The sequence below is a fragment of the Nocardia sp. NPDC059764 genome, from assembly GCF_042732555.1.
GTDB lineage: Bacteria > Actinomycetota > Actinomycetes > Mycobacteriales > Mycobacteriaceae > Nocardia.
In genome coordinates, this window is the sequence record NZ_JBHWHH010000078.1 from 1 (window position 1) to 21131 (window position 21131).

Here is a 21131-nt window from a genome sequence, read left to right on the forward strand (position 1 = left end):
GTGGAACGGTTTACCGCAGCCGTCAGCCCAGGTGCAGGCGACGCATGAGCCGCAGCGTGACCAGGGTCGACTTGAGCTGCTTCTCGTACGGCATGGACGAGCGGGAGGCCATGATCTGCTTCTTCTGGACACCGACGTTGATGGTGTCGGTGTACTTCAGCAGGCCGGCCGCGCCGTGCCGGGTGCCGACGCCGGACTGCTTGACGCCGCCCGACGGCGTGCCCTTGGCGGCGTAGCTGGTGATGAAGCCGTCGTTGATGTTGATCGAGCCGGAATCGATGCGCTCGGCGAGTTTCGTTGCGCGGTCGATGTTTCCGGTCCAGATGGCGGCGTTCAATCCATACGCGGTGTCGTTCGCGAGAGCCACGGCCTCGTCGTCGGTCTTGTACTTGTAGATGCTGACGACCGGCCCGAAGGTCTCCATGGTGGCCAGCGCCATGTCCTTGGTGACGTCGGTGAGGACGGTCGGCTCGAAGAAGGCCGGTCCGAGATCGGGACGCGGGTTGCCGCCGGTGACGACGGTCGCGCCCTTCTCCCGCGCCTCGTCGACATGCGCCGCCACGCGCTTCATGTGGTCGACGGAGACCAGCGACCCCATCTCGGGTTCGAAGTCGTAGGACGCGCCCGTCTTCGCGGCGAGTTCCTCCGCGGCCGCGCTGAACCGGCGCAGGAACTCGTCGTAGATGCGTTCCTGCACATAGATGCGCTCGATGTGCATGCAGATCTGGCCGGCGTTGCCGAAGGCGGCGAACAGGATCGACGGGATGGCCTCGTCGAAATTGACGTCGTCGAGCACGATCATCGGGTTCTTGCCGCCGAGCTCGAGGCTGCATCCGATCAGGTTGCGCCCGGACTGCTCGCCGATGGTGCGGCCGGTGGCGGTGGAGCCGGTGAACATGACGAAGTCGACATTGTCGATCAGGGTCGGGCCGACGTCGGGGCCGACGCCGCAGACCACCTGGACGAGCCCGCGCGGCAGCCCCGCCTTGTGCAGCAGCTCGATGCCGTACAGGGTGCACAGCGCGGTCTTGTTGTCCGGCTTCATGATCACGCCGTTGCCCGCGATGAGCGCCGGGGTGGAGTCGGACATGGAGATGGCGAACGGGAAGTTCCATGGCGCGATGACCGCGACGACGCCCTTCGGCCGGTGCTCCTCGGTGGAGGAGGTGATGACCGGCATGGGCCCGGAGCGCTTCTTGGGCTTGAGCGTCTTCTCGGCCGTCTTGAGGTATTGCGCGATCACCAGCGGGGTGTCGCACACTTCCTCGATGGCCATGCGCCGGGCCTTGCCGCAGCCGATCTGGATCAGGTCGGCGAGCGTCTCGATCTCGGTGAGCAGCAGCTCGTGGGCGCGCTCGAACACGGCGAGGCGGTCCTTGAGCGGCCGAGCGGCCCATTCCTTCTGCGCGGCGCGGGCCATTTCGGCCGCTGCCACCACGTCTTCGGGGGAAGATTGGGGCAGGTAGCCGACGACGTCGCCGGTGTAGACCTCGGTCATCTCGAAGGGCTCGCGGGCCTCGCCGGCCTTGCCCGCGGTCACCATCGCGGTCAGCCGGTTGACGAGGGATTCCGTGACGCGCGGCGGCAGCTTGGCCTTGCTCGTTGTGCTCATGGGACTCTCTCCACTACTTGCCGCCCGTGACGGCGGTCACCATGGTCCAAACTAGAACACGTTATTGTTTAGGACAACGGCGCGGGGTACTTTCGTGCCGGAATCTTGGTTCGTCCATATCGAAAGAAGGGTCGGCGATGACCGCAGCGACTGCTGAAACCCCCGCCAACACCGAGCCGCACGCGCTGGTCGAGAAGCGTGGCGCGACGCTCATCGTCACCATGAACCGCCCGAAGTCCAAGAACGCGCTGACCGGCGAGATGCTGGCCATCATGACCGAGGCGTGGGACACGGTCGACAACGATCCGGAGATCCGCTCCTGCATCCTCACCGGTGCCGGCGGCGCGTTCTGCGCGGGCGCGGACCTGAAGAACATGAACAAGAACAAGCCCGAGGACGGCATGAAGGAGGGTTCGGCCTTCGACCCGTCCCGCATGCCGGGTCTGCTCAAGGGCCGCCGTCTGACCAAGCCGCTGATCGCGGCGGTCGAGGGCGCGGCCATCGCGGGCGGCACCGAGATCCTGCAGGGCACCGACATCCGCATCGCCGGTGAGAGCGCCAAGTTCGGTGTGTCCGAGGCGAAGTGGAGCCTGTTCCCGATGGGCGGCTCGGCGGTGCGCCTGCCGCGGCAGATCCCGTACACCGTGGCCGCGGAGCTGCTGCTGACCGGCCGTCACATCACCGCCGCGGAGGCGCTGAACTTCGGCCTGATCGGCCACGTGGTGCCGGACGGCACCGCGCTGGACAAGGCCCTGGAGATCGCCGAGCTGATCAACAACAACGGCCCGCTGGCCGTGCAGGCGATCCTGAAGGTCATCCGCGACACCGAGGGCCTGCACGAGGAAGAGGCGTTCAAGATCGACGCCAAGGTCGGCCTGCCGGTCTTCCGCAGCAATGACGCCAAGGAAGGCCCGCGCGCGTTCGCCGAGAAGCGCAAGCCGAACTTCCAGGGCAACTGAGGATTTCGAGGTGGTGACGGAACCTCTCCCGTCACCACCTCGAACCATCAGCGGGCGGCCACTTCCTCGGCCAGGAATCCGCCGGACTGGTGCTGCCACAGCTGCGCGTACGTACCCTCGCCGCGCAGCAGCTCCTCGTGGCTGCCCTGTTCGACGATCCGCCCGCGATCGAGCACGATGAGCCGGTCCATCCCGGCGACGGTGCTCAGCCGGTGCGCGACCACCAGCGCCGTACGCCCTTCCATCAACTCCCAGAGCGCCTGTTGCACCAGGAGCTCGCTCTCGGAGTCGAGGGCGCTGGTGGCCTCGTCCAGTAGCAGGATCGGCGCGTCGCGCAGGATGGCCCGCGCGAGCGCGACCCGCTGGCGTTGTCCGCCGGACAGTTTCACGCCGCGCTCGCCGATGAGCGTGTCCATGCCGTCGGGCAGCCCGTCCGCGAATTCGGTGACGTGCGCGGCCTTGGCGGCGCGCCGCACCTCCTCGTCGGTGGCCTCGGGCCGGGCGAAGCGGATGTTGTCGCTCAGCGACCGGTGGAACATGGCCGGGTCCTGCGGCACGTAGGACAGCAGGCTGCGCAGATCGCTCTGGCGCAGTCGCGAGATGTCCTGTCCGCCGATGCGGATCACGCCGCCGTCGATGTCCATCATGCGCAGCAGCAGCTGGGTGAGCGTGCTCTTGCCGCCGCCGGACCGGCCGACCAGGCCGATGCGCGCGCCGCTGGGCACGTCCAGATCCAGGCCGCGGAACAGCGGCTGCGCCCCCGGGTGCGCGAAGTTCACCTTCTCGAACCGGATGTCGGACCCCTTGGGCCGCAAGGGTTCCGGTTCGGCGATGTCGAGCACGGTCGGCGATTCCAGCAGCAGTTCGGTGAACTGCGCGGCCTCGGTGGTGGTGCTCTCCATTCGCCGGTAGATCTGGTTGAACCGGAACATGATCCCGGTGGCGTTCCAGTAGTAGGTGAAGGCCACCATGATCACCTCGACCGACGCGTGCCCGCCGCCCATGCCGAGGGCGATGAGCAGTCCGGCCACGTTCACGAGAACCATCAGCGGGGTGATGGCGGTGTCGATGTAGAGATTGTTGTAATCCCACGACAGCAACGACTTTCGCCGTTGCGCCGCGACCCGCCGCCGGTGTTCGGCGATCTCCTCGGGTTCGGCCGCGAAGGCCCGCACCGCCTGCATGTTCGACAGGGTGTCGGAGACGTGCCCGGACACCAGGGCGATGGCCGCCTCACGATCGTCGACCAGATGCTGGCGGCGGCGGATGAGCGGGGCGACGACCACGCCGCTGACGGCGATGAGGCCGAGCAGCACGATGACCAGCATCGGGTCGTAGCGCCACAGCACCACCGACGCGAAGGTCAGCGGCACGAAGGCGGCGACGATCTCGAAGGCGAAGGTGTCGGCGAAGTCCTCGAACCGGGTGGCGAAACTCAGCGCGCGCTTGGTCAGCGAGCCCGCGAAGTTGTTGTGGAAGAACGCGGAGTCCTTGGCGAGGAGTTCGTCCATCGCGGTGTTGTAGAGGTTCTCGATCCCGTTGGCGTCCAACCGGTTCAGGAAGTGGATGCCGATGCGCCAGCATACCTCGGCGATGAACAGCAACGCGCCGAACCCCACCACGTAGGGTGCGAGCGCACCGATGGACGAGTCGCTGGTGGCGGCGACCTTGCCGACGACGATCGCGACCAGCAGCGGCGCGATGTAGAGCTGGCAGATATTGCCGAAGGCGGGCCCCAGCATGGCCGTGATCGTGATGGCTTTGCGCCGGGCCATTTCCCGGCCGTAATAGCGCAGAACCAGCCGTACCGCGGACGTGCGCGTACTCATTCATCTCCTCTCGGCTAGTGCGTGCAGAGAGCCCAGAGTGCCCGGAGGGGAGTGATAGCGCTACTGAATTATTGCTGGATGGTCGCGGGATGCAGGTACTGGGCGGCCGCAGAGCCCGGCCGCCCAGCACCGGAGCGGATGCCGATCGGAGCACGTGCCGGCATCCACGTTCGGGGGGTCTACTCGACCGGACGGATCGTGCGCCGGATGATGGCGCGCGCCACGCCCGGCAGGAATCGCCGCATGTAGTAGGCGGGCCGAGCCTCTCCGGGGAACACGTAGAGCGGCGTCTTCGGCGCGGCCAACGCCTTTTCCAGGGTGTCGACGACGAATTCCGGGGTGACGGGGACCGCGTTGCCGAGCACGCCGGCGTTCTCCTCGCGGACCCCGTCCAGGAACGGGGTCTCGACGCTGGGCGGGCACACGACGAGCAGGCGCACGCCGGTGCCGTGCAGTTCGTAGGAGAGGCTCTCGGCGAAGCCGATGACCGCGTGCTTGGACGCGGTGTATCCGGCCATGCCGGGTGAGGGCAGCCAGCCGACGAGCGAGGCGAACAGCACCACGGTCCCCGCGCCCGCGTCCCGCATGGCGGGCACGACCGCCTGCACCAGGTTGACGGTCCCGATGTAGTTGACGTCCATCATCTTCCGGATCAGGGCCACGTCGTGGTCCAGCACCGAGGCGTGCACATGGCCGATGCCGGCCGCGTGCACCAGCCGGTCGATGGTCCCCAGTTCCGAGCGCACCTTGTCGACGACGGCCCGGACCTGCGCGGCGTCGGAGACGTCGCATTCGTAGGTGTGGGTGTTGGGCGAGCGGGCGGCGGTGACGGCCAGCCCGTCGGCGTTCACGTCGACGGCGGCCACCTGCCAGCCCGCCGCGGCGAGGCGTTGCGCGACGACGCGGCCCAGACCGCTGGCCGCTCCGGTGACCAGTGCGATGCGGCTCATCGGACCTCCTGGGTCTGCAAGACGGTGGCGGCGTCCTCGAAAGTCATACGGAGCGCGCCGATCCGGCTGGAGAACAGTGCCCGCCCGGGCAGCCCGAGGGCGCGCAGTTGATCGGAGACGGGGTGGTCTCCGAGCTGGATGCGCGCGCCGCCCGGCCGTCCCCGGACCTGGCCGGGGTTCATGATCCAGGGTGTGCGACGCAGGATTCCGTTGCGCGAGGTGTAGGCGTCGATGGAGGCCCCGCCCGCGCCGGCGGGCATCGGGACGCCGTCCGCGACTCGCAGCGCGAGCACGAACTGCCCGTCGACGCGGACCTCGCACCGGTGCCCGCGCCCGTCGGGCGTGATGTCGATGTCGGCCATGAGCTTGGGGAAGCCCCAGATCGATTGTCCCGCTTCGCAGGTGAAGCTCTGGTTCACCGGCAGCCAGTGGATGTAGGCCCCGGTGCTGTCCCTGCGTCCGGGCTGTTTCGCCATGATCGAGAACGCGAATTCGTGGTACGGCCCGAGGTCGCCGTCGACGTAGCGCACGAAGGCCAGCGAGAGCACGGCCTTGCCGAGCAGGGTGAGCGGCTCCAGCCCGGTGCCGGTGAGCAGTTCGGCGGCGGCGCGGGCGTCGACGAGGAACAGCGCCGAACTCGCGTCCGCGTGCCGGATTCGCACCGGCATGCCGACCCGCTCCCCGAGCACGGTGTGCGCATCTACCATGTTCGAATTAGAACAGGTTTCACCTAGGCGCGCCGGTTGTTTCGCGCAGTTCGACCGCTCACCGGTCACCTACTTTCATGGTCTGGCGCCCGCTCGGCGACATATGCCTTGGCCCACCGGTAATCGGGCTTCCCGCTCGGGGTGCGGGCGACGGTCTCGGCCACCCAGATCCGGCGCGCCAGCTTGTATCCGGCGAGACGCTCGCGCACATGGGCCTCCAGGGCCGCGAGGTCGATGTCGCCGTCCGCCGGGGACACCACGGCCGCCACCAGCTGACCCCATCGCTCGTGCGGCACCCCCACCACGACCGCGTCGTAGACCGACGGATGCGCCTTGAGCGTAGCCTCCACTTCCTCGGGAAAGACCTTCTCGCCGCCGGTGTTGATGACCATATTGCCGCGCCCGATCAACGTGACCGACCCGTCGGATTCGACGCGCGCGCGATCGTCGGTGATCACCATCCGGACTCCGCCGACGGTGCGAAACAGCTTGTCGGTCTTGACCGGATCCTTGTAGTACCCGATCGGCACATTGCCGGTCTTGGCCACCCATCCCTCCCCGCCGGGTGCGACCGGCCGCCCGTCCTCGTCGACCACCAACGCACCTCGGCCGGTGTTCACCCGTGGCGCGCGAGCCGGATCGTCGTCCTTCTGCGCGAATCCGATTCCGCCGAAACCGGTTTCGGACGACCCGATGGACTCGGTGACCAGGGTGCTCGGAAACAGTTCCAGCAGTGTGTTCTTCACCGGCTGAGTCAGCTGCGCCGCCCCGGATCCGATGGAGACGAGCGAGGAGGCGTCCACGGGCGCGGCCCGATACGAGTCCACCAGCGGCCGCGCGATGGCGTCGCCGGTGACGACCAGGACGTGCGGCCGTTCCCGCGCCACCACCCGCCACACCTCGTCGGGATCGAAGCGCGGCTGCAACAGCACCGCGTTACCGGACCACAACGCGGTGAAGGTGGGCATCATGGCGGCGGCGTGGATCAGCGGCGGCAGCACGAACCAGGTCATGGGGAACTCGTTCTGCGCCGCGACCCGGGACTGCTGGTATTCGTCGGCGACGGGCTCCCCGGTGTAGAAGTCGATGCCGCCGCCGAGCACCCGCCACATGTCCTCCTGCCGCCAGATGACGCCCTTGGGCAGGCCGGTGGTGCCGCCGGTGTACATGATGAAGTGGTCGTCGGCGCTGCGCGGCCCGAAATCCCGCATGTCGGAGGCGGATTCGAGCGCCTCCTCGTACGGCAGCGACCGGCTCGGCAGTCCCGCTCCCCCTTGGTCGTCCTCCACGACCAGGGTGTGCCGCAACTTCGGCAGCTGATCCCGGATCTCCTCGATGAGCGGCGCGTAGCAGCGGTGGTGCACCGCCATCTCGAGGTCGGCGTTGTCGTAGACGTAGCGCAGTTCCTCGGCCCGGTACCGGTAGTTGATATTGACCGGCACCGCGCGAATCTTGTAGCAGCCCAGCAGGGTTTCGAGGCTCTCGATGCTGTTGTGCATGTGGAACCCGATGTGGGTGCCGGGCCCGGCCCCGGCCGCCGCCAGGTGGTGGGCGAGCCGGTTGGCGCGGGCGTCGAGCTGGGCGAAGGTGAGCCGTCGTGTCCCCTCGATCACGGCGGTCCGGTCCGGCACGGCGTCGGCCGAATGTTCGTAGAGGTCGGCGAAGTTGCACGCCATGGCCGTTTCTCCTGGTGTGTTCCGACTACAGGACGGTGAGCGGCAGCGGTGTGCCCCGGTCGGTGAAGGTGAAGGCCGCGCCGGAGCTGAACCGGGTGATGGCGACCTCGTCGGCTTCCCGGAAGGGCAGGTCGGCGCAACCGATTTCGAGGGTGAGTCCGCAGTCGGCGGCCTCGCGGACCCGGGCGTGGAAACGCGGGTTCACCCCGCGCACCAGGGCATCGATCGGCTGGAGATGGCCGGGGTCGAGCAGGGCGGGCCAGGCGCCGTCGTCGACCGCGCCGCAGCCGCGGCCGATGCGCAGTTCGACCAGCTGCTCGCCGCCGGTGGTCTCGGCGGTGACGTCGACGTCGACATAGGCGGCCGGGTTCAGCGCCGGGTGCAGGCGCAGCACCTTGGCCAGCGCCGCCATATCGTCGCCGAGCCCGAGCGCGGTGCGGATACGTTCGGCGGTGAGGCCCGCGATGCCGGTGAACTGCTTGCGCAGGATGTCCAGCGCCACTTCCGGTTTCGCGCGTGACTCCACCGCGGTCCGGTAGCCGAGGGTGAGCAGGTGGTGCTGCAGGCACACCTCGTCGGCGATCCGGATGAGCGCCGAGCGCGAGAAGTCCTCGAACCGCAGGTCGCTCAGCAGCGGCCCCGCGTAATCCGCCTGCCCTGGATCTTCCGGGTCGATGGGGTCGAGCACGGTGGCGGCGGCCTCGGATCCGGCCACCACCTGGGCGTCCTCGTGCGGAGTCGGCGGTTCGTGCGCGGGATCGATGGTGACGGTCCACGCGCACATCGGTTTCCGATCGGCGGGTTCGCGGGGCGGCCGGTGCACGGGCCGCACCTGGGCGTGCGGATTGGTGGCGAGCGCGGTCGCGTCGAAGGTGGGATCCTCGATGTCGTGGCACATGGCCACCACGAATTCGGTCCCCATCGGCTCGACGTCGGCGAGCGCGCCGCAGTGGTCGAGATGGAATTCCCCGTGATCGTGGTCGATCACCTTGTAGCGGAAGTCCATGAACTGCGGTGGCGCACCGATATCCAGCTGGAAGCCCTTGAAGATGGCGGCCACCCCGTCACTCGTGATGCCGAGCGCCCGCCGCATGCGCCGGGTGTAGACCGGGCTGGCCAGCTGCCATTCGTCGATGGCGACCGCGGTCATGCCCTCCCGGCCGAGCGCGCCGAGCACGTGCGCCATCCCGGACCGGTCGATGAGGTGCCCGCACAGCAGCAGTTCCGGAACCAGCAGGGCCAGTTCGGATCTGGTGAGTGATGCGTATCTGCTGGTCACCATAGGGGCGCCGGCCCCTTCCCGACCGGGTACCAGCCGGGCAGCGGTTCGCCCGACATGGACCGTTCCATGCGCTTGCGCATGCCGGACGAGAGCGCGTTGTTCGAGATCATCTCCACGAACAGCGCGGTCACATTGCCGAAGTCGAAGAAGTCGCGCTGCCAGCTCCACTGATAGTCACCGGCGTAGCGGAACCAGCTGCCGCCGAGCCCTTCCGGGCTGTAGGGCCGTCCGTCGGCCCGCTGCTGATCGTTGACCTGCTTCCAGAATCCGATCACGCTGCCGGTGCGCTCGTCGACCACGAATTCCTGGTAAGGATACGTCCAGCCCTCGAGCCCGAACATCTCCTGGCCGAGCGCGATATCGCGGATCTCGTCGCGTCCGACGGCCATGAATTCCTGCTGCGGACCGTAGTTCCAGCCGTAGGTGGCGTCGTCGGTGTAGAAGTGTTCGAGGGGTTTCCAGTCCCCGGCCGCCTCACACTGTTTGTTCTCGTCCACCCAACGGCGGATCATCTCGTCGAGTTCGTCTCGGGACCAGCTCACGGCTGTCTCCTTCATTCGACAGCGCTGTCGTCTACGAGCGACAGGGCCTGGGTCGGGCAGTAGCGGACGGCGGCGCGGGCCGCGTCCAGGTCGGCGCCGGGGTCGGTGCGCAGGATCCGCACCTGTCCCTGTCTGGGCACCTCGAAGAGGTCGGGGGCCTCGTCCTGGCAGACGGCGTGGCCCTGGCAGAGGTCGAGATCGACGACCAGGCGCATGGTCAGGGTCCTTCCGGATTCGGTTCGCGCAGTGGCGCTTCCGGCTGGACCTCCACCAGCACCAGGTGCGCCCCGCGCGGGGTGGACACGACCGCGGACACGGCCGCCGCGAGATCGGCGGGCCGCAGGAACTGCGGGTGCCGGGCGAATCCCCATTTCACCCAGTTCTCCAGCAGCGGACCCACCACTTCCGGGGTGGCCTGCATGCCCATGCCGGTGAGGGTCTGGCCCGGCCGCACGATGGACGAGCGCACGCCGGTGCCCTCCAACTCCATGCGCAGCTGGGTGGCGAAGGCCTCGACGCCGGTCTTGGCGGCGTTGTACGCGCCCGCGCCGGGCCGGGCCCGCACCGCGCAGTCGGAGCCGATGACCACGAAGTCGCCGCGCTGCCGCTCGATCATGCCGGGCAGCACCCGGTGCGCGAGGCGTTGGGCGCCGACCAGGTGCACCCGCACCTGGGATTCGAACAGGTCGGGATCCATCTCCCAGCCCTGCCCGAATTCGAGATCGCCCGCGCCGGAGACCAGGACCTCGGTGGGCCCGAGCGCCGCTTCGGCGGCGGTGACGAATTCGTGCACCGAGGCGGTGTCGCAGACGTCGAGCCGTCCGGCGAAGGCTTCCCCGCCCTCGGCGCGGATCTTCTCGGCGAGGGTCTCGCAGATCTCCACCCGGCGCGCACCCAGCGCGACCGGGTGTCCCAGCGCGGCAAGGGCTTCCGCGGTGGCGGCCCCGATTCCGGAGGACGCGCCCGCGACGATGGCGGGGCGGCGGGCGGGATGCGGTGCGAAGCGGGCCATTCAGCGAACCTCCACGGAGACGGGCAAGTGGGCGAAGCCGCGCACATTCACCGAATGCACACGCTGGATACCGGTGTCGGCGATGCCGTACGAGCGGACGCGAGCGGCGAACTCGCGCAAGACGATCGAGGCCTCCAGCCGCGCCAGGTGCGCGCCGAGGCAGAAGTGCACGCCGCGGCCGAAGCTGATCAGCCCGCCCTTGTCGCCGCGTTCGAGGTCGTAGCGGTCCGGGTCATGGAAGACGGCGTCGTCGCGATTGGCGGATCCGATGAGCAGCAGCACCTTCGAGCCCGCGGGAATGGTCTGCCCGTAGTACTCGAGGTCCTCGGCGGCGGTGCGCGCCAGGATCTGACTGGAGGCGTCGTAGCGCAGGGTCTCCTCGACCCAGTCCTCCACGAGTTCGGGGTGGGCGGCGGCCTTGGCGTACTGCTCGGGATTGCGGCCCGCCCAGTACAGGGCGTTGCCGAGCAGTTTGGTGGTGGTCTCGTTGCCGGCGACCACCATCAGGAACATGAAGCCGAGGATCTCCTCCTCGGTCAGCCGGTCCCCGTCGGCCTCGGCGTCGAGCAGGGCCGAGGTGAGGTCGTCGGCGCGTTTGCGCTTCCGTTCGGCGAGGATCTCGTTGTAGTAGCCCGCGAGTTTCATGGCCGCCTCCATGGCCGCGACCGGCACGTCCAGCACGCCCTCCTCACGATGCACCAGCAGGTCGGCCAGCCGCCGGAGTTCGGCGCGATCGGCTTCGGGCACCCCGAGCAGTTCGGAGATGACGTCCATCGGGACCTGGCCGGCGACCGCGTCGATCCAGTCGAAATCGCGACTCGCCAGCGCGGGTTCGAGGTAGCGCAGGGTGATCTCGTGGATCCGCTCGCCCATCTCGGTCACCCGCCGGGGTGTGAAGCCCTGGTAGACGAGCTTGCGCAGGCGCAGGTGCCGGGGGTCGTCCATGGCCAGGAAGGACATGGTTCGCCAGGCGTGCGGCCCCCAGGCGGCGGGATCGAGCGAGACCCCGTTGGCGCTGGACAGGCGCACGTTGTCCCGGAAGCCGGCCGCCACGTCCCCGTGCCGCGAGAGCGCCCAGAAGTCCAGGTCGGGGTGGTGGTACACCGGGGCCTCGGTGCGCAACCGCTGGTACACGGGGTAGGGGTCCTCGTGGATGCGGTAGTCGTAGGGGTCGAACAGCAGCGGCTCCAGCGAGGCTGCGGTCATGGTGGGTCCACCTCGTATTCGATAACTCGTTCATCGGCTCTGATGAACGTTTTCCAGCAACGGAGACACGTAGCTGGACATGTGTCTGTACGGTACTAGCGACGGGATCACCTCACAACGGAATCCCGCGAAGAAATCGGCCGGACCGCAGAAACTGAAACCTGTTCTTGCGCGTTTCCGAGCCGCGAACCTATAGTCCGTACACGTGTCCGGACAGCATGGGAGCTACCTATGAGCCCGAGCGATCTCGTCCCCGACGGCGGTTCGCACCTGCTGATCGGCGGCAAGTTGACGCCCGGCGGCGGCGGTGTGTTCTCCACCGCCGACCCGGCCACCGGGGAACCCCTCGGCTACGCCGCCAATGCCGACTCCGCCGATATGGACGCGGCCATCGCCGCGGCCCGCACCGCCTTCGACACCACCGACTGGTCCCGCGATCCGGCCTTCCGCGCGGCCTGCCTCCGGCAGCTGCGCGACGCCCTGCGCGGCCACATCGAGGAACTGCGCGAGATCACCATCGCCGAGGCGGGCGCGCCCCGCATGCTCACCAGCGGCCCGCAGCTGGAGGGACCGGTCGGGGATCTCGGCTACTTCGCCGATCTGGCCGAGAACTACGCGTGGGAAACCGATCTCGGGGTCGCCGCGCCCATGGGGATCAAGAGCTCGCGCCGGCTGCGGCGCGAACCCATCGGCGTGGTCGGGGCCATCACGCCCTGGAATTTCCCGCACCAGATCAACTTCGCGAAGCTGGGTCCGGCGCTGGCGGCCGGGAACACGGTGGTCCTCAAGCCCGCACCCGACACCCCGTGGTGCGCGGCCGCCGTGGGCCGGATCATCGCCGAGGAGACCGATATTCCGGCCGGGGTGGTCAATATCGTCACCTCCGACGATCACGGCCTCGGCACGCAGCTGGTCACCGATCCGCGGGTGGACATGATCTCGTTCACCGGGTCCACCCAGACCGGCAAGGCCGTGATGACCGCCGCGGCGGCGTCCCTGAAGAAGGTGTTCCTGGAGCTGGGCGGCAAGTCGGCGTTCATCGTGCTCGACGACGCCGACATCGCGGCCGCCGCGAGCTATGCCGCGTTCGGCGTGTGCGTGCACGCGGGCCAGGGCTGTGCGATCAGCACTCGCCTGCTGGTGCCGCGCGAACTGCACGATCAAGCCGTCGAAGCCGCGGCACGCACCATGGCGGGCATCAAGCCCGGCGACCCGGCGAAACCCGGAACCGTGTGCGGCCCGGTCATTTCCGAACGACAGCGGGCGCGGATCGAGCGCTACCTCGACATCGCGCGCGCCGAGGGCGGCACCATCGTCACCGGCGGCAAGCGGCCCGACCGTGAGCATGGCTGGTTCGTCGAGCCGACGCTGATCACCGGTCTGCCCAACAGTTCCGCCGTGGCCCAGGAGGAGATCTTCGGGCCCGTTCTCACCGTCATCCCGCACGACGGTGACGCCGATGCCGTCCGCATCGCCAACGACTCCCCCTACGGCCTGTCCGGCACGGTGTGGGGCAGCGATCCCGAGCGGCTGCGCGAGGTCGTGAACGGCGTGCGCACCGGGACGCTCAGTGTCAACGGCGGCATCTGGTATTCGGCCGACGCACCCTTCGGCGGCTACAAGCAGTCCGGCGTGGGCCGGGAAATGGGCGTCCTCGGATTCGAGGAATACACCGAGACCAAACTCATCGCGACCGGCGTCTGAGGAGTACCGACATGAGCCGATTCACCGACAGGTCGATCATCGTCACCGGCGCCGCGCGCGGCATCGGGGCGGCGTACGCGAAGGCGCTGGCCGCCGAAGGCGCGAAAGTCGTTGTCGCCGACCTCAACAGCGAACTGGGCGAAGCCACCGCCAAGGAGATCACCGCCGGCGGCGGGGTCGCGGTCTTCGCGCCGGTCGACGTCGCCGATCCGGAGTCCGCCAAGGCCCTGGCCGATTTCACCGTCGCCGAGTTCGGCGGCATCAACCACCTGGTCAACAATGCCGCCATCTACGGCGACATGAAGCTCGACCTGCTGGTATCCGTGCCGTGGGACTACTACAAGAAGTTCATGGGCGTGAATCTCGACGGCGCGCTGAACGTGACGCGGGCGGTGTACAAGCACATCGCGAAGGCGGGCGGCGGGTCCATCGTGAACCAGTCCTCCACCGCCGCCTGGACCTACTCCGGGTTCTACGGGCTGGCCAAGGCGGGGATCAACAGCCTCACCCAGCAGCTGGCACATGAGCTGGGGCACTCCAAGATTCGGGTGAACGCCATCGCACCGGGGCCCACCGACACCGAGGCCACCCGCAGCATCGTGCCCGAGCAGTTCGTGGATCAGCTGGTGAAGCAGATGGCGCTCGAGCGCCTGGGCACCACCGAGGACATGGTCGGGGCGTGCCTGTACCTGCTGTCCGACGATGCCGCCTGGGTCACCGGTCAGGTGCTGAATGTCGATGGCGGGCAGGTGTTCCGGCCATGAGCGACGACATCTCGATCGGGTTCATCGGACTCGGCAACATGGGCGCCCCCATGGCGCAGCGGCTGGTCGACTGGCCGGGCGGGCTGGTGGTGTGCGACATGCGCGCGGATGCGTTGCGGCCCTTCACCGATGCGGGGGCGACAGCCGCCGCCACCCCCGCCGACCTGGCCGAACGCTCCCGTGTCATCTCGGTCGTCGTCCTCGACGACGAGCAGGTCCGCACGGTGGTGACCGGCCCCGACGGACTGCTCCGGACGGCGAAGCCCGGCACCGTGATCGCCGTGCACTCCACCATCTCCGACCGCACCGCCGTCGAGCTCGGCGCCGAATGCGCCGCGCACGGAGTGGAATTCGTGGACGCGCCGATCAGCGGTGGCGCCCCCGCCGCGCAGCAGGGCGCGCTCGCGGTGATGGTGGGCGGCAGCACCGCCGCCTTCGAGGCCGTGCGGGAGCCGTTCGGACGCTTCGGATCGCTGGTCATCCACGCCGGCGAGGTCGGTTCCGGCACTCGAATGAAGCTGGCGCGCAACCTGCTCCACTTCGTCGCCTTCACCGCGGCGTCGGAGGCGCAGCGGCTGGCGGAGGCCGCCGGACTGGATATCTCCGCGCTCGGCAAGGTGGTCCGGCATTCCGACTCGCATACCGGCGGGCCGGGCGCGATCATGCTGCGCAAGACCACCGCGCCGGTCGAGGCGGACGATTTCTGGTTCCCCATCCTCGGCCATGTCCGCGATCTCGGTGAGAAGGACCTGTCCTTGGCCCTGGATCTGGCGGGCCGGTTGGATCTCGACCTACCGCTGGCGCGGCAGTCATTGCACAACCTGGGAGACGGACTCGGCGTGGGTCCAGGATCCATTGCGAAGGAGCAGAAATGACCGACCAGCCGCCTTCCGAGCAGCGCCAGCGGGGCCTGAAGAAGATGTCGGAGGTGTACGGCTTCGATCTGCCGAACTTCTCCGGCGACCCGTTCTTCGAGGTCACTGCCGACCATCTCTTCGCGGATATCTGGAACCGGCCCGGCCTCTCCACGCGTGACCGGCGCCTGCTGTTGCTCGGCGCGATCACCGCGCAGGGGCACGCGGACATCCTCGACATCCAGGTGGGCGCGGCCCTGCGCAACGGCGAGCTCGATGCCGACCAGCTGCGCGAGATCGCGGTGTTCCTGGCCCACTACGTGGGCTGGCCCGGCGCCACCAAGCTCGACGGCGCCGTCCGCAAGACGCTCGCCAAGGACCAGAAGAAGTAATCCCTACCCGCAGTGAGGAATTCAGAGAACATGGCGGAAATCGCTAGCGTCCGGCCACTCCTGGCCAGCGAGGTCGAGACCTGGGACCACCAGGCCGACGTCGTGGTCGTCGGCTTCGGCATCGCCGGAGTGTGCGCGTCCCTCGAGGCCGCCCGCTCCGGGGCCGATGTCTTGGTGCTGGAACGCACCGGCGGCTGGGGCGGAGCGGCCGCCATGTCCGGCGGCTTCATCTATCTCGGCGGTGGCACGGCGCTCCAGAAGAAACTGGGCTTCGAGGACACCGCCGAGAACATGGAGGCGTTCCTCACCGCGGCCCTGGGCCCCGGCGTCGACAAGGCCAAGATCCATGACTACTGCCAGGGCAGTGTCGAGCACTTCGATTGGCTGGTCGCGCAGGGTGTCCCGTTCAACGAGGTGTTCTGGGGCGAACCCGGCTACGAGCCGCCCGCCGACGAGGGCCTGATGTTCTCCGGCGGCGAGAACGCCGCCCCGTTCAAGGACAGGATCCCGCCCGCCCCGCGCGGTCACCTGGCCTGGACCAAGGACAAGAAGCTGGGCGAGAAGGGCGGCGGCTACATGCTGATGGAGCCGCTCGCCCAGAAGGCCGACGAGCTCGGCGTGCGGCACGAGTACGACGTGCGCATGCGGCGGCTCATCGTGGACGAGACCGGCCGCGTGGTCGGCGTGGCCGCCACCCGCTACGGCAAGCCGGTGCACGTGCGCGCCGAGCGCGGCGTGGTGCTGGCCACCGGCAGCTTCGCCTACAACCACGAGATGGTGGAACAGTTCGCGCCCAAGATCGCCGGGCGCCCGGCCGCCACGGTCGAGGAGCACGACGGCATCGGCATCCGGGTCGCACAGGCGCTCGGCGCGGACCTCGCCCACATGGACGCCACCGAGGTGGCCCTGGTGGTGGACCCGCAGCTGGTGGCGCGCGGCATCCTGGTGAACGGGCACGGGCAGCGGTTCATCACCGAGGACACCTACCCCGGGCGCATGGGTCAGGCCGTGCTGCAGGATCAGGACAACAAGGCGTACCTGGTGATCGACGAGCTCGCGCTGGAGGAGGCCATGGAGACCAAGTCGTCCATGTCGTTCCTGCGCATCGCGCCGACCTGGGTCGCCGAGACCGTGGCGGAGCTGGAAGGCGAGATGGGGCTGCCGGAGCACACCCTCCAGTCGACCATCGACCTCTACAACCACCACGCGGCGCAGGGCAACGACCCGTTCATGAACAAGAAGTCCGAATGGGTCAAGCCCATCCGGACGCCGCTGGGCGCCTACGACCTGCGCGGCTACACCGGCGGTTTCACCCTCGGCGGCCTGCGCACCGATCTGGACTCGCGGGTTCTCCACGTCTCCGGCGAACCGATCCCCGGCCTGTACGCCGCGGGTCGCGTCACCTCCGGCATCTGCGCCGGCGGATACGCCTCCGGTTGTTCCCTCGGCGACGGCAGTTTCTTCGGCCGCCGCGCGGGCGTCTCCGCTGCCAAGCAGCTCTGAAAGGACCTCTCCCCCATGCGTTTCGGCATCGTCCTCTTCACCAGCGACCGCGGCATCACGCCCGCGGCCGCCGCCAAGGCCGCCGAGGACCGCGGCTTCGACTCGTTCTACGTGCCCGAGCACACCCACATCCCGATCCGGCGCGACGCCGCCCACCCGCACACGGGCACCAGCGAACTGCCCGACGACCGCTACACCCGCACCCTCGACCCATGGGTCGCGCTGGGCACCGCGGCCGCCGTCACCTCGCGCATCGAGTTGTCCACCGCGGTGGCGCTGCCCACCGAGAGCGACCCGATCACCCTCGCCAAGACCATCGCCACCCTGGACCACCTCTCCGGCGGCCGGGTCACCATCGGCGCCGGATTCGGCTGGAACACCGACGAACTCACCGACCACGGCGTCCCCGGCAACAAGCGCCGCACCGTGCTGCGCGAGTACATGGAGGCGATGCGGACCCTCTGGACCGAGGAAGAGGCCTCCTACAGCGGCGATTTCATCTCCTTCGGCCCCAGCTGGGCCTGGCCCAAGCCGGTCCAGTCGCACATTCCGCTGCTGATCGGCGCGGGCGGCACCGAGAAGACCTTCACGTGGATCGCCCGCTCCGGCGACGGCTGGATCACCACGCCGTACGAGTCCGACATCTCCGCTTCCACCGCCCTGCTGTTGAAGCACTGGCAGGAGGCCGGCCGCGAGGGCGCTCCGCGCGTAGTGGCGCTGGCCGGTAAGCCGGACGCCGAACAGCTCGCGGCCTGGGCCGAAGCCGGGGTCACCGACGCCGTCTACGGTCTGCCCGACAAGTCCGAGGACGAGGTCCTCGCCTACCTGGACCGGCTGGCCGCCAAGCTCGCCCCGCTGGGTCTCCAGGTCCCGTCCGCCTGACCGGATCGGCCGCAATGGCCGATTCACCTGCGGATTCGGTACGGCGGCGAGAATCGTACGCTCGAGCCGTGTTCGAACCCTTGCCGCCGATGCCCGGCCTGCCCGACCCGACCGCGGTGTTCATCACGCACGAGGACACCGCGCGGGCGCTGGCCGAGTCGGCGCTGGCCTGGGTGCGGCGGCATTCCCGGCGACGACGACGCAATGCGCTGCGCTGGGTGATCACGGCGATCGTGCTGTACTCGCTGTGGTCGCTCGGCGGCCTGCTGATCGGGCTGGCGACCTGTGCGGCGCTGGTCGGGATGTACCGGCGGCGCTGGAATTCCGATCCCGCCCGGACGGTGGCCCTGTTCTCGGCCATGGCCGCGCCGGGCACGGTGATGGCGACCCGGTTCGGCCCGGCCGCGTTCGACATCCAGGTGGGCGCGGACACCCACCGCCGGATCCGCTACGACAGCATCCGCGACCTGGAGGTGACGCCCGCAGCGGTGGCCTTCGGCGAGGGTCCGCAGTACCACACCAGCCGCCGAACCCGCATCCGGTACGAATGGATCAACGCGGTGCGCATCGAGGACGGCGTGGTCGAACTGCGAGGCCTGGACGACGGGGCGTACCCGCGGGAATTGTTCCCGGACTTCGCGATCGCCTACATTCGCGCGCTGAACGCCGACATGGCGGCGAGCCGCTAATTGCAGGCGGCGATGCGCTGCAGGACGCGCAGGGTTCCGGCGGCGGCGAGGGTGCGGAACTTCCCGGTGGCCTCGGCGCGGCGGTAGAGCTCGTCGGCGGCGCGCAGTGCCAGCAGGCCGCCACCCGCCACCCAGTGCGACCAGTCGTCGTAGGCGCGGTCGGCGGCGGCGGAGTCGGTGATCAGCAGCAGGCGCAGCGGGGTGCGCCATTCCCGGACCGCGGTGGCGTACGCGTCGGCGGCGTCGCCGGGTGCCGTGGTGATCTCCAGGATCGCGCCCTTGCTCGCATAGGTGCGGGCGGCCTCGGACAATGCCGCGGCCTCGTCCGGGGGCAGCGTGGCGGCGATTTGCTCGATGAGTGCGGGCAATTCGCGCGGGGTGGCGGAGAGCGCGGCGGGGAGCATTCGAAAGCCTTTCCGGTGCGGTCTCATTCATACCGATCGCGCATACCGCGAGTTGCTCGGCGGGCCGAGTCATAGTAGCATCCGGACACGTGTCTGATCCCCTTTCCGACCGCTCAGCGGTGAGCATGGAGGCCACCCGCCGGCGGCTCACCGAGAAGCAGGCCGACACCGTGGACAAGCTCACCCGGGCGGCCATGGACGTGCTGTCCCGGGAGGGGTTCGCGGGGCTCACCGTGCGCATGGTCGCGGCCCAGGCCGGGGTCGGCACGGCCACCGCGTACACATATTTCTCCTCGAAGGAACACCTGGTCGCGGAGATGTTCTGGCGGCGGCTCGCCGCCACGGACGCACCCGCCGGGAAGAGCGTCGACTCCACCACCCGGGTGCTGGCGGTGCTGCGGCAGATCGCCATGCTGATGGCCGACGAACCCACCCTCGCGGGCGCGGTGACGGCCGCGCTGCTGGGTGTCGATCCGGATGTGGCGCATCTGCGGTTGCGGATCGGCGGTGAGATCCGGCGACGGTTGATCGACGCGCTGGGCTCCGACTCCGATCCCGAACTCATCGAGACGCTCGAGATGATCTACGCGGGCGCGCTGGTGCGCGCGGGCATGGGTTACGCGTCCTACGCCGAAATTGCCGAGCGCATGGAGAAATCCGCGCTGCACATCCTGCGGCCCTGAAATAACCATTCCGATTTCGCGTGGGAATCCGCGGGATCCCTTGCCGTGCAATCCCTCCCGTAGTACCGTCTGGACAGGTGTCTACCCGGGAGGTCACAGATGACCCTGGTCAAACCGCGCGCGGTATCCGGTGGCGAGCACGAGCACGGCCACTTGGAGGAATTCCGCACCGATCCCATCGCCCTCATGGCTCGGGTTCGGCAAGAATGCGGTGATATCGGCTCGTTCCGATTGGCGGATCGCGATGTCATCCTGCTGACCGGCGCGCAGGCCAACGAGTTCTTCTTCCGCGCCGGCGACGATGAACTCGATCAAGCCGCGGCATATCCGTTCATGAAGCCGATCTTCGGCGAGGGCGTGGTCTTCGACGCCCCACCCGAGCGGCGCAAGGAAATGCTGCACAACACCGCCCTGCGCGCCGAGCAGATGCGCGGCCACGCCACCACCATCGCCCGCGAGGTGGAGCGCATGCTGGCCCGCTGGGGCGACGAAGGTGAGATCGACCTGCTCGAGTTCTTCGCCGAACTCACCATCTACACGTCCTCGGCCTGCCTGATCGGGACCAAGTTCCGTGAGGAGCTCGATGACCGCTTCGCGCACCTCTACCACGAGCTCGAGCGCGGCACCGACGCCTACTGCTACGTCGATCCGTACGCCGATATCGAGAGCTTCCGCCGCCGCGACGAGGCCCGCCACCAGCTCGTAAAGCTGGTGCGCCACATCATGGCCGGGCGAATGGCGAATCCGCCGACCGGCAAGGACGACCGGGACATGCTCGACGTGCTGGTGTCGGTGCGCGACGAGCGGGGGCAGCCCCGGTTCTCCGCCAGCGAGGTCACCGGCATCTTCATCTCCATGATGTTCGCCGGGCACCACACCACCTCGGGCACGGCCGCCTGGACCATCATCGAACTGCTCCGGCATCCGGAGGTGCTCGACCAGGTGGTCGCCGAGCTGGACACCCTCTACGCCGACGGCGCGGACGTGAGTTTCCATGCGCTGCGCCAGATTCCGAATCTGGAGGCGGTGCTGAAGGAGGCGCTGCGGCTGCACCCGCCGCTCATCATCCTGATGCGGGTGGCGCGCGAGGAGTTCGAGGTGTGCGGCCACCGCATCGATCCCGGCGACCTGGTGGCGGCGAGTCCCGCTGTCTCCAACCGGATTCCGGCGGCGTTCCCGGACCCGGAGCACTTCGATCCGGGCCGCTACCTGGACCCGAATCAGGAGGATCTGGCCAACCGCTGGAACTGGATCCCGTTCGGCGCGGGCCGGCACCGCTGCGTGGGCGCGGCGTTCGCGCTCATGCAGCTGAAGGCGATCTTCTCGATCCTGTTGCGGGACTGGGAGTTCGAACTGGCGCAGCCGTCCGACAGCTACCGCAACGACCACTCCAAGATGGTGGTCCAGCTGGAACAACCGTGCGCGGTCCGCTATCGCCGCCGCGCCCGGCCGCCCCAGGACTGATCAGAGCTCTGCCGCGA

21 protein-coding genes are annotated in these 21131 nt (G+C 68.7%); 10 read left to right on the top strand and 11 right to left on the bottom strand.

The window, feature by feature from the left end; genetic code table 11:
* Nucleotides 1-22: 22 nt before the first annotated feature.
* Nucleotides 23-1612 (bottom strand): succinic semialdehyde dehydrogenase, encoded by a 1590-nt coding sequence (locus ACFV4K_RS18810; RefSeq protein ID WP_379276347.1) that lies wholly within the window; start codon nt 1610-1612, stop codon nt 23-25.
* Nucleotides 1613-1749: 137 nt separating this feature from the next.
* On the opposite strand from ACFV4K_RS18810, the gene ACFV4K_RS18815 reads away from it, so the two are divergent.
* Entirely contained in the window at nt 1750-2571 is an 822-nt protein-coding gene (locus ACFV4K_RS18815; RefSeq protein WP_357087710.1) for a crotonase/enoyl-CoA hydratase family protein, read from the top strand.
* A gap of 47 nt (nt 2572-2618) precedes the next feature.
* Here ACFV4K_RS18815 and ACFV4K_RS18820 read toward each other — a convergent pair whose 3' ends face one another.
* The 9 genes from ACFV4K_RS18820 to ACFV4K_RS18860 all read right to left on the bottom strand — a co-directional run bounded on the left by ACFV4K_RS18820 (nt 2619) and on the right by ACFV4K_RS18860 (nt 11775).
* Nucleotides 2619-4400 (bottom strand): ABC transporter ATP-binding protein, encoded by a 1782-nt coding sequence (locus ACFV4K_RS18820; RefSeq protein WP_379276349.1) that lies wholly within the window; start codon nt 4398-4400, stop codon nt 2619-2621.
* A 179-nt stretch (nt 4401-4579) separates the two neighbouring features.
* A complete protein-coding gene (locus ACFV4K_RS18825; protein WP_379276350.1) occupies nt 4580-5350 on the bottom strand; it encodes an SDR family NAD(P)-dependent oxidoreductase in 771 nt (256 codons plus the stop codon).
* On the bottom strand, nt 5347-6057 hold the full coding sequence (locus ACFV4K_RS18830) for an acetoacetate decarboxylase family protein (RefSeq protein WP_379276352.1): 711 nt from the start codon (nt 6055-6057) through the stop codon (nt 5347-5349). Before ACFV4K_RS18830 ends, ACFV4K_RS18825 begins: the two co-directional genes overlap by 4 nt.
* A 65-nt stretch (nt 6058-6122) precedes the next feature.
* Complete coding sequence (locus ACFV4K_RS18835) at nt 6123-7733, bottom strand: acyl-CoA synthetase (RefSeq protein WP_379276354.1); 1611 nt, start codon at nt 7731-7733, stop codon at nt 6123-6125.
* 25 nt (nt 7734-7758) lie between these two features.
* Nucleotides 7759-9015 carry a hypothetical protein gene (locus ACFV4K_RS18840; protein ID WP_379276355.1) on the bottom strand — a complete coding sequence of 419 codons (1257 nt, stop codon included), beginning with the start codon at nt 9013-9015 and terminating at the stop codon, nt 7759-7761.
* Nucleotides 9009-9572, bottom strand: coding sequence for a nuclear transport factor 2 family protein (locus ACFV4K_RS18845; protein ID WP_379276357.1), 564 nt, complete (start codon nt 9570-9572; stop codon nt 9009-9011). The genes ACFV4K_RS18840 and ACFV4K_RS18845 overlap by 7 nt, the downstream gene beginning before the upstream one ends.
* Nucleotides 9569-9772 (bottom strand): ferredoxin, encoded by a 204-nt coding sequence (locus ACFV4K_RS18850; protein ID WP_379276358.1) that lies wholly within the window; start codon nt 9770-9772, stop codon nt 9569-9571. Before ACFV4K_RS18850 ends, ACFV4K_RS18845 begins: the two co-directional genes overlap by 4 nt.
* A 2-nt stretch (nt 9773-9774) precedes the next feature.
* Nucleotides 9775-10569, bottom strand: coding sequence for an SDR family oxidoreductase (locus tag ACFV4K_RS18855; protein WP_357087731.1), 795 nt, complete (start codon nt 10567-10569; stop codon nt 9775-9777).
* Nucleotides 10570-11775, bottom strand: a complete 1206-nt coding sequence (locus ACFV4K_RS18860; RefSeq protein ID WP_379276360.1) for a cytochrome P450 — start codon at nt 11773-11775, stop codon at nt 10570-10572.
* Nucleotides 11776-12006: 231 nt separating this feature from the next.
* Between ACFV4K_RS18860 and ACFV4K_RS18865 the strand changes: the two genes are divergently transcribed.
* The 7 genes from ACFV4K_RS18865 to ACFV4K_RS18895 all read left to right on the top strand — a co-directional run bounded on the left by ACFV4K_RS18865 (nt 12007) and on the right by ACFV4K_RS18895 (nt 18563).
* On the top strand, nt 12007-13479 hold the full coding sequence (locus ACFV4K_RS18865) for an aldehyde dehydrogenase (RefSeq protein ID WP_379276362.1): 1473 nt from the start codon (nt 12007-12009) through the stop codon (nt 13477-13479).
* A gap of 11 nt (nt 13480-13490) precedes the next feature.
* Nucleotides 13491-14243: an SDR family oxidoreductase gene (locus tag ACFV4K_RS18870; protein WP_379276364.1), complete on the top strand. Its 753-nt coding sequence runs from the start codon at nt 13491-13493 to the stop codon at nt 14241-14243.
* On the top strand, nt 14240-15118 hold the full coding sequence (locus tag ACFV4K_RS18875) for an NAD(P)-dependent oxidoreductase (protein ID WP_379276365.1): 879 nt from the start codon (nt 14240-14242) through the stop codon (nt 15116-15118). Before ACFV4K_RS18870 ends, ACFV4K_RS18875 begins: the two co-directional genes overlap by 4 nt.
* Nucleotides 15115-15489: a carboxymuconolactone decarboxylase family protein gene (locus ACFV4K_RS18880; RefSeq protein WP_379276367.1), complete on the top strand. Its 375-nt coding sequence runs from the start codon at nt 15115-15117 to the stop codon at nt 15487-15489. The genes ACFV4K_RS18875 and ACFV4K_RS18880 overlap by 4 nt, the downstream gene beginning before the upstream one ends.
* A gap of 30 nt (nt 15490-15519) precedes the next feature.
* Complete coding sequence (locus ACFV4K_RS18885; RefSeq protein ID WP_379276369.1) at nt 15520-16992, top strand: FAD-dependent oxidoreductase; 1473 nt, start codon at nt 15520-15522, stop codon at nt 16990-16992.
* 15 nt (nt 16993-17007) lie between these two features.
* Nucleotides 17008-17874 (top strand): LLM class F420-dependent oxidoreductase, encoded by an 867-nt coding sequence (locus tag ACFV4K_RS18890; protein ID WP_379276371.1) that lies wholly within the window; start codon nt 17008-17010, stop codon nt 17872-17874.
* 68 nt (nt 17875-17942) lie between these two features.
* On the top strand, nt 17943-18563 hold the full coding sequence (locus ACFV4K_RS18895) for a hypothetical protein (RefSeq protein WP_379276372.1): 621 nt from the start codon (nt 17943-17945) through the stop codon (nt 18561-18563).
* On the opposite strand, the gene ACFV4K_RS18900 is transcribed toward ACFV4K_RS18895, so the two are convergent.
* Nucleotides 18560-18967, bottom strand: coding sequence for a hypothetical protein (locus ACFV4K_RS18900; RefSeq protein ID WP_379276374.1), 408 nt, complete (start codon nt 18965-18967; stop codon nt 18560-18562). The genes ACFV4K_RS18895 and ACFV4K_RS18900 overlap by 4 nt on opposite strands.
* A 119-nt stretch (nt 18968-19086) precedes the next feature.
* On the opposite strand from ACFV4K_RS18900, the gene ACFV4K_RS18905 reads away from it, so the two are divergent.
* Both ACFV4K_RS18905 and ACFV4K_RS18910 read left to right on the top strand, forming a co-directional pair.
* The gene (locus ACFV4K_RS18905; RefSeq protein WP_379276388.1) at nt 19087-19650 is read left to right on the top strand and encodes a TetR/AcrR family transcriptional regulator; all 564 of its coding nucleotides are present in this window, start codon (nt 19087-19089) and stop codon (nt 19648-19650) included.
* A gap of 99 nt (nt 19651-19749) precedes the next feature.
* Complete coding sequence (locus tag ACFV4K_RS18910) at nt 19750-21114, top strand: cytochrome P450 (protein ID WP_379276376.1); 1365 nt, start codon at nt 19750-19752, stop codon at nt 21112-21114.
* Nucleotides 21115-21131 lie beyond the last annotated feature (17 nt).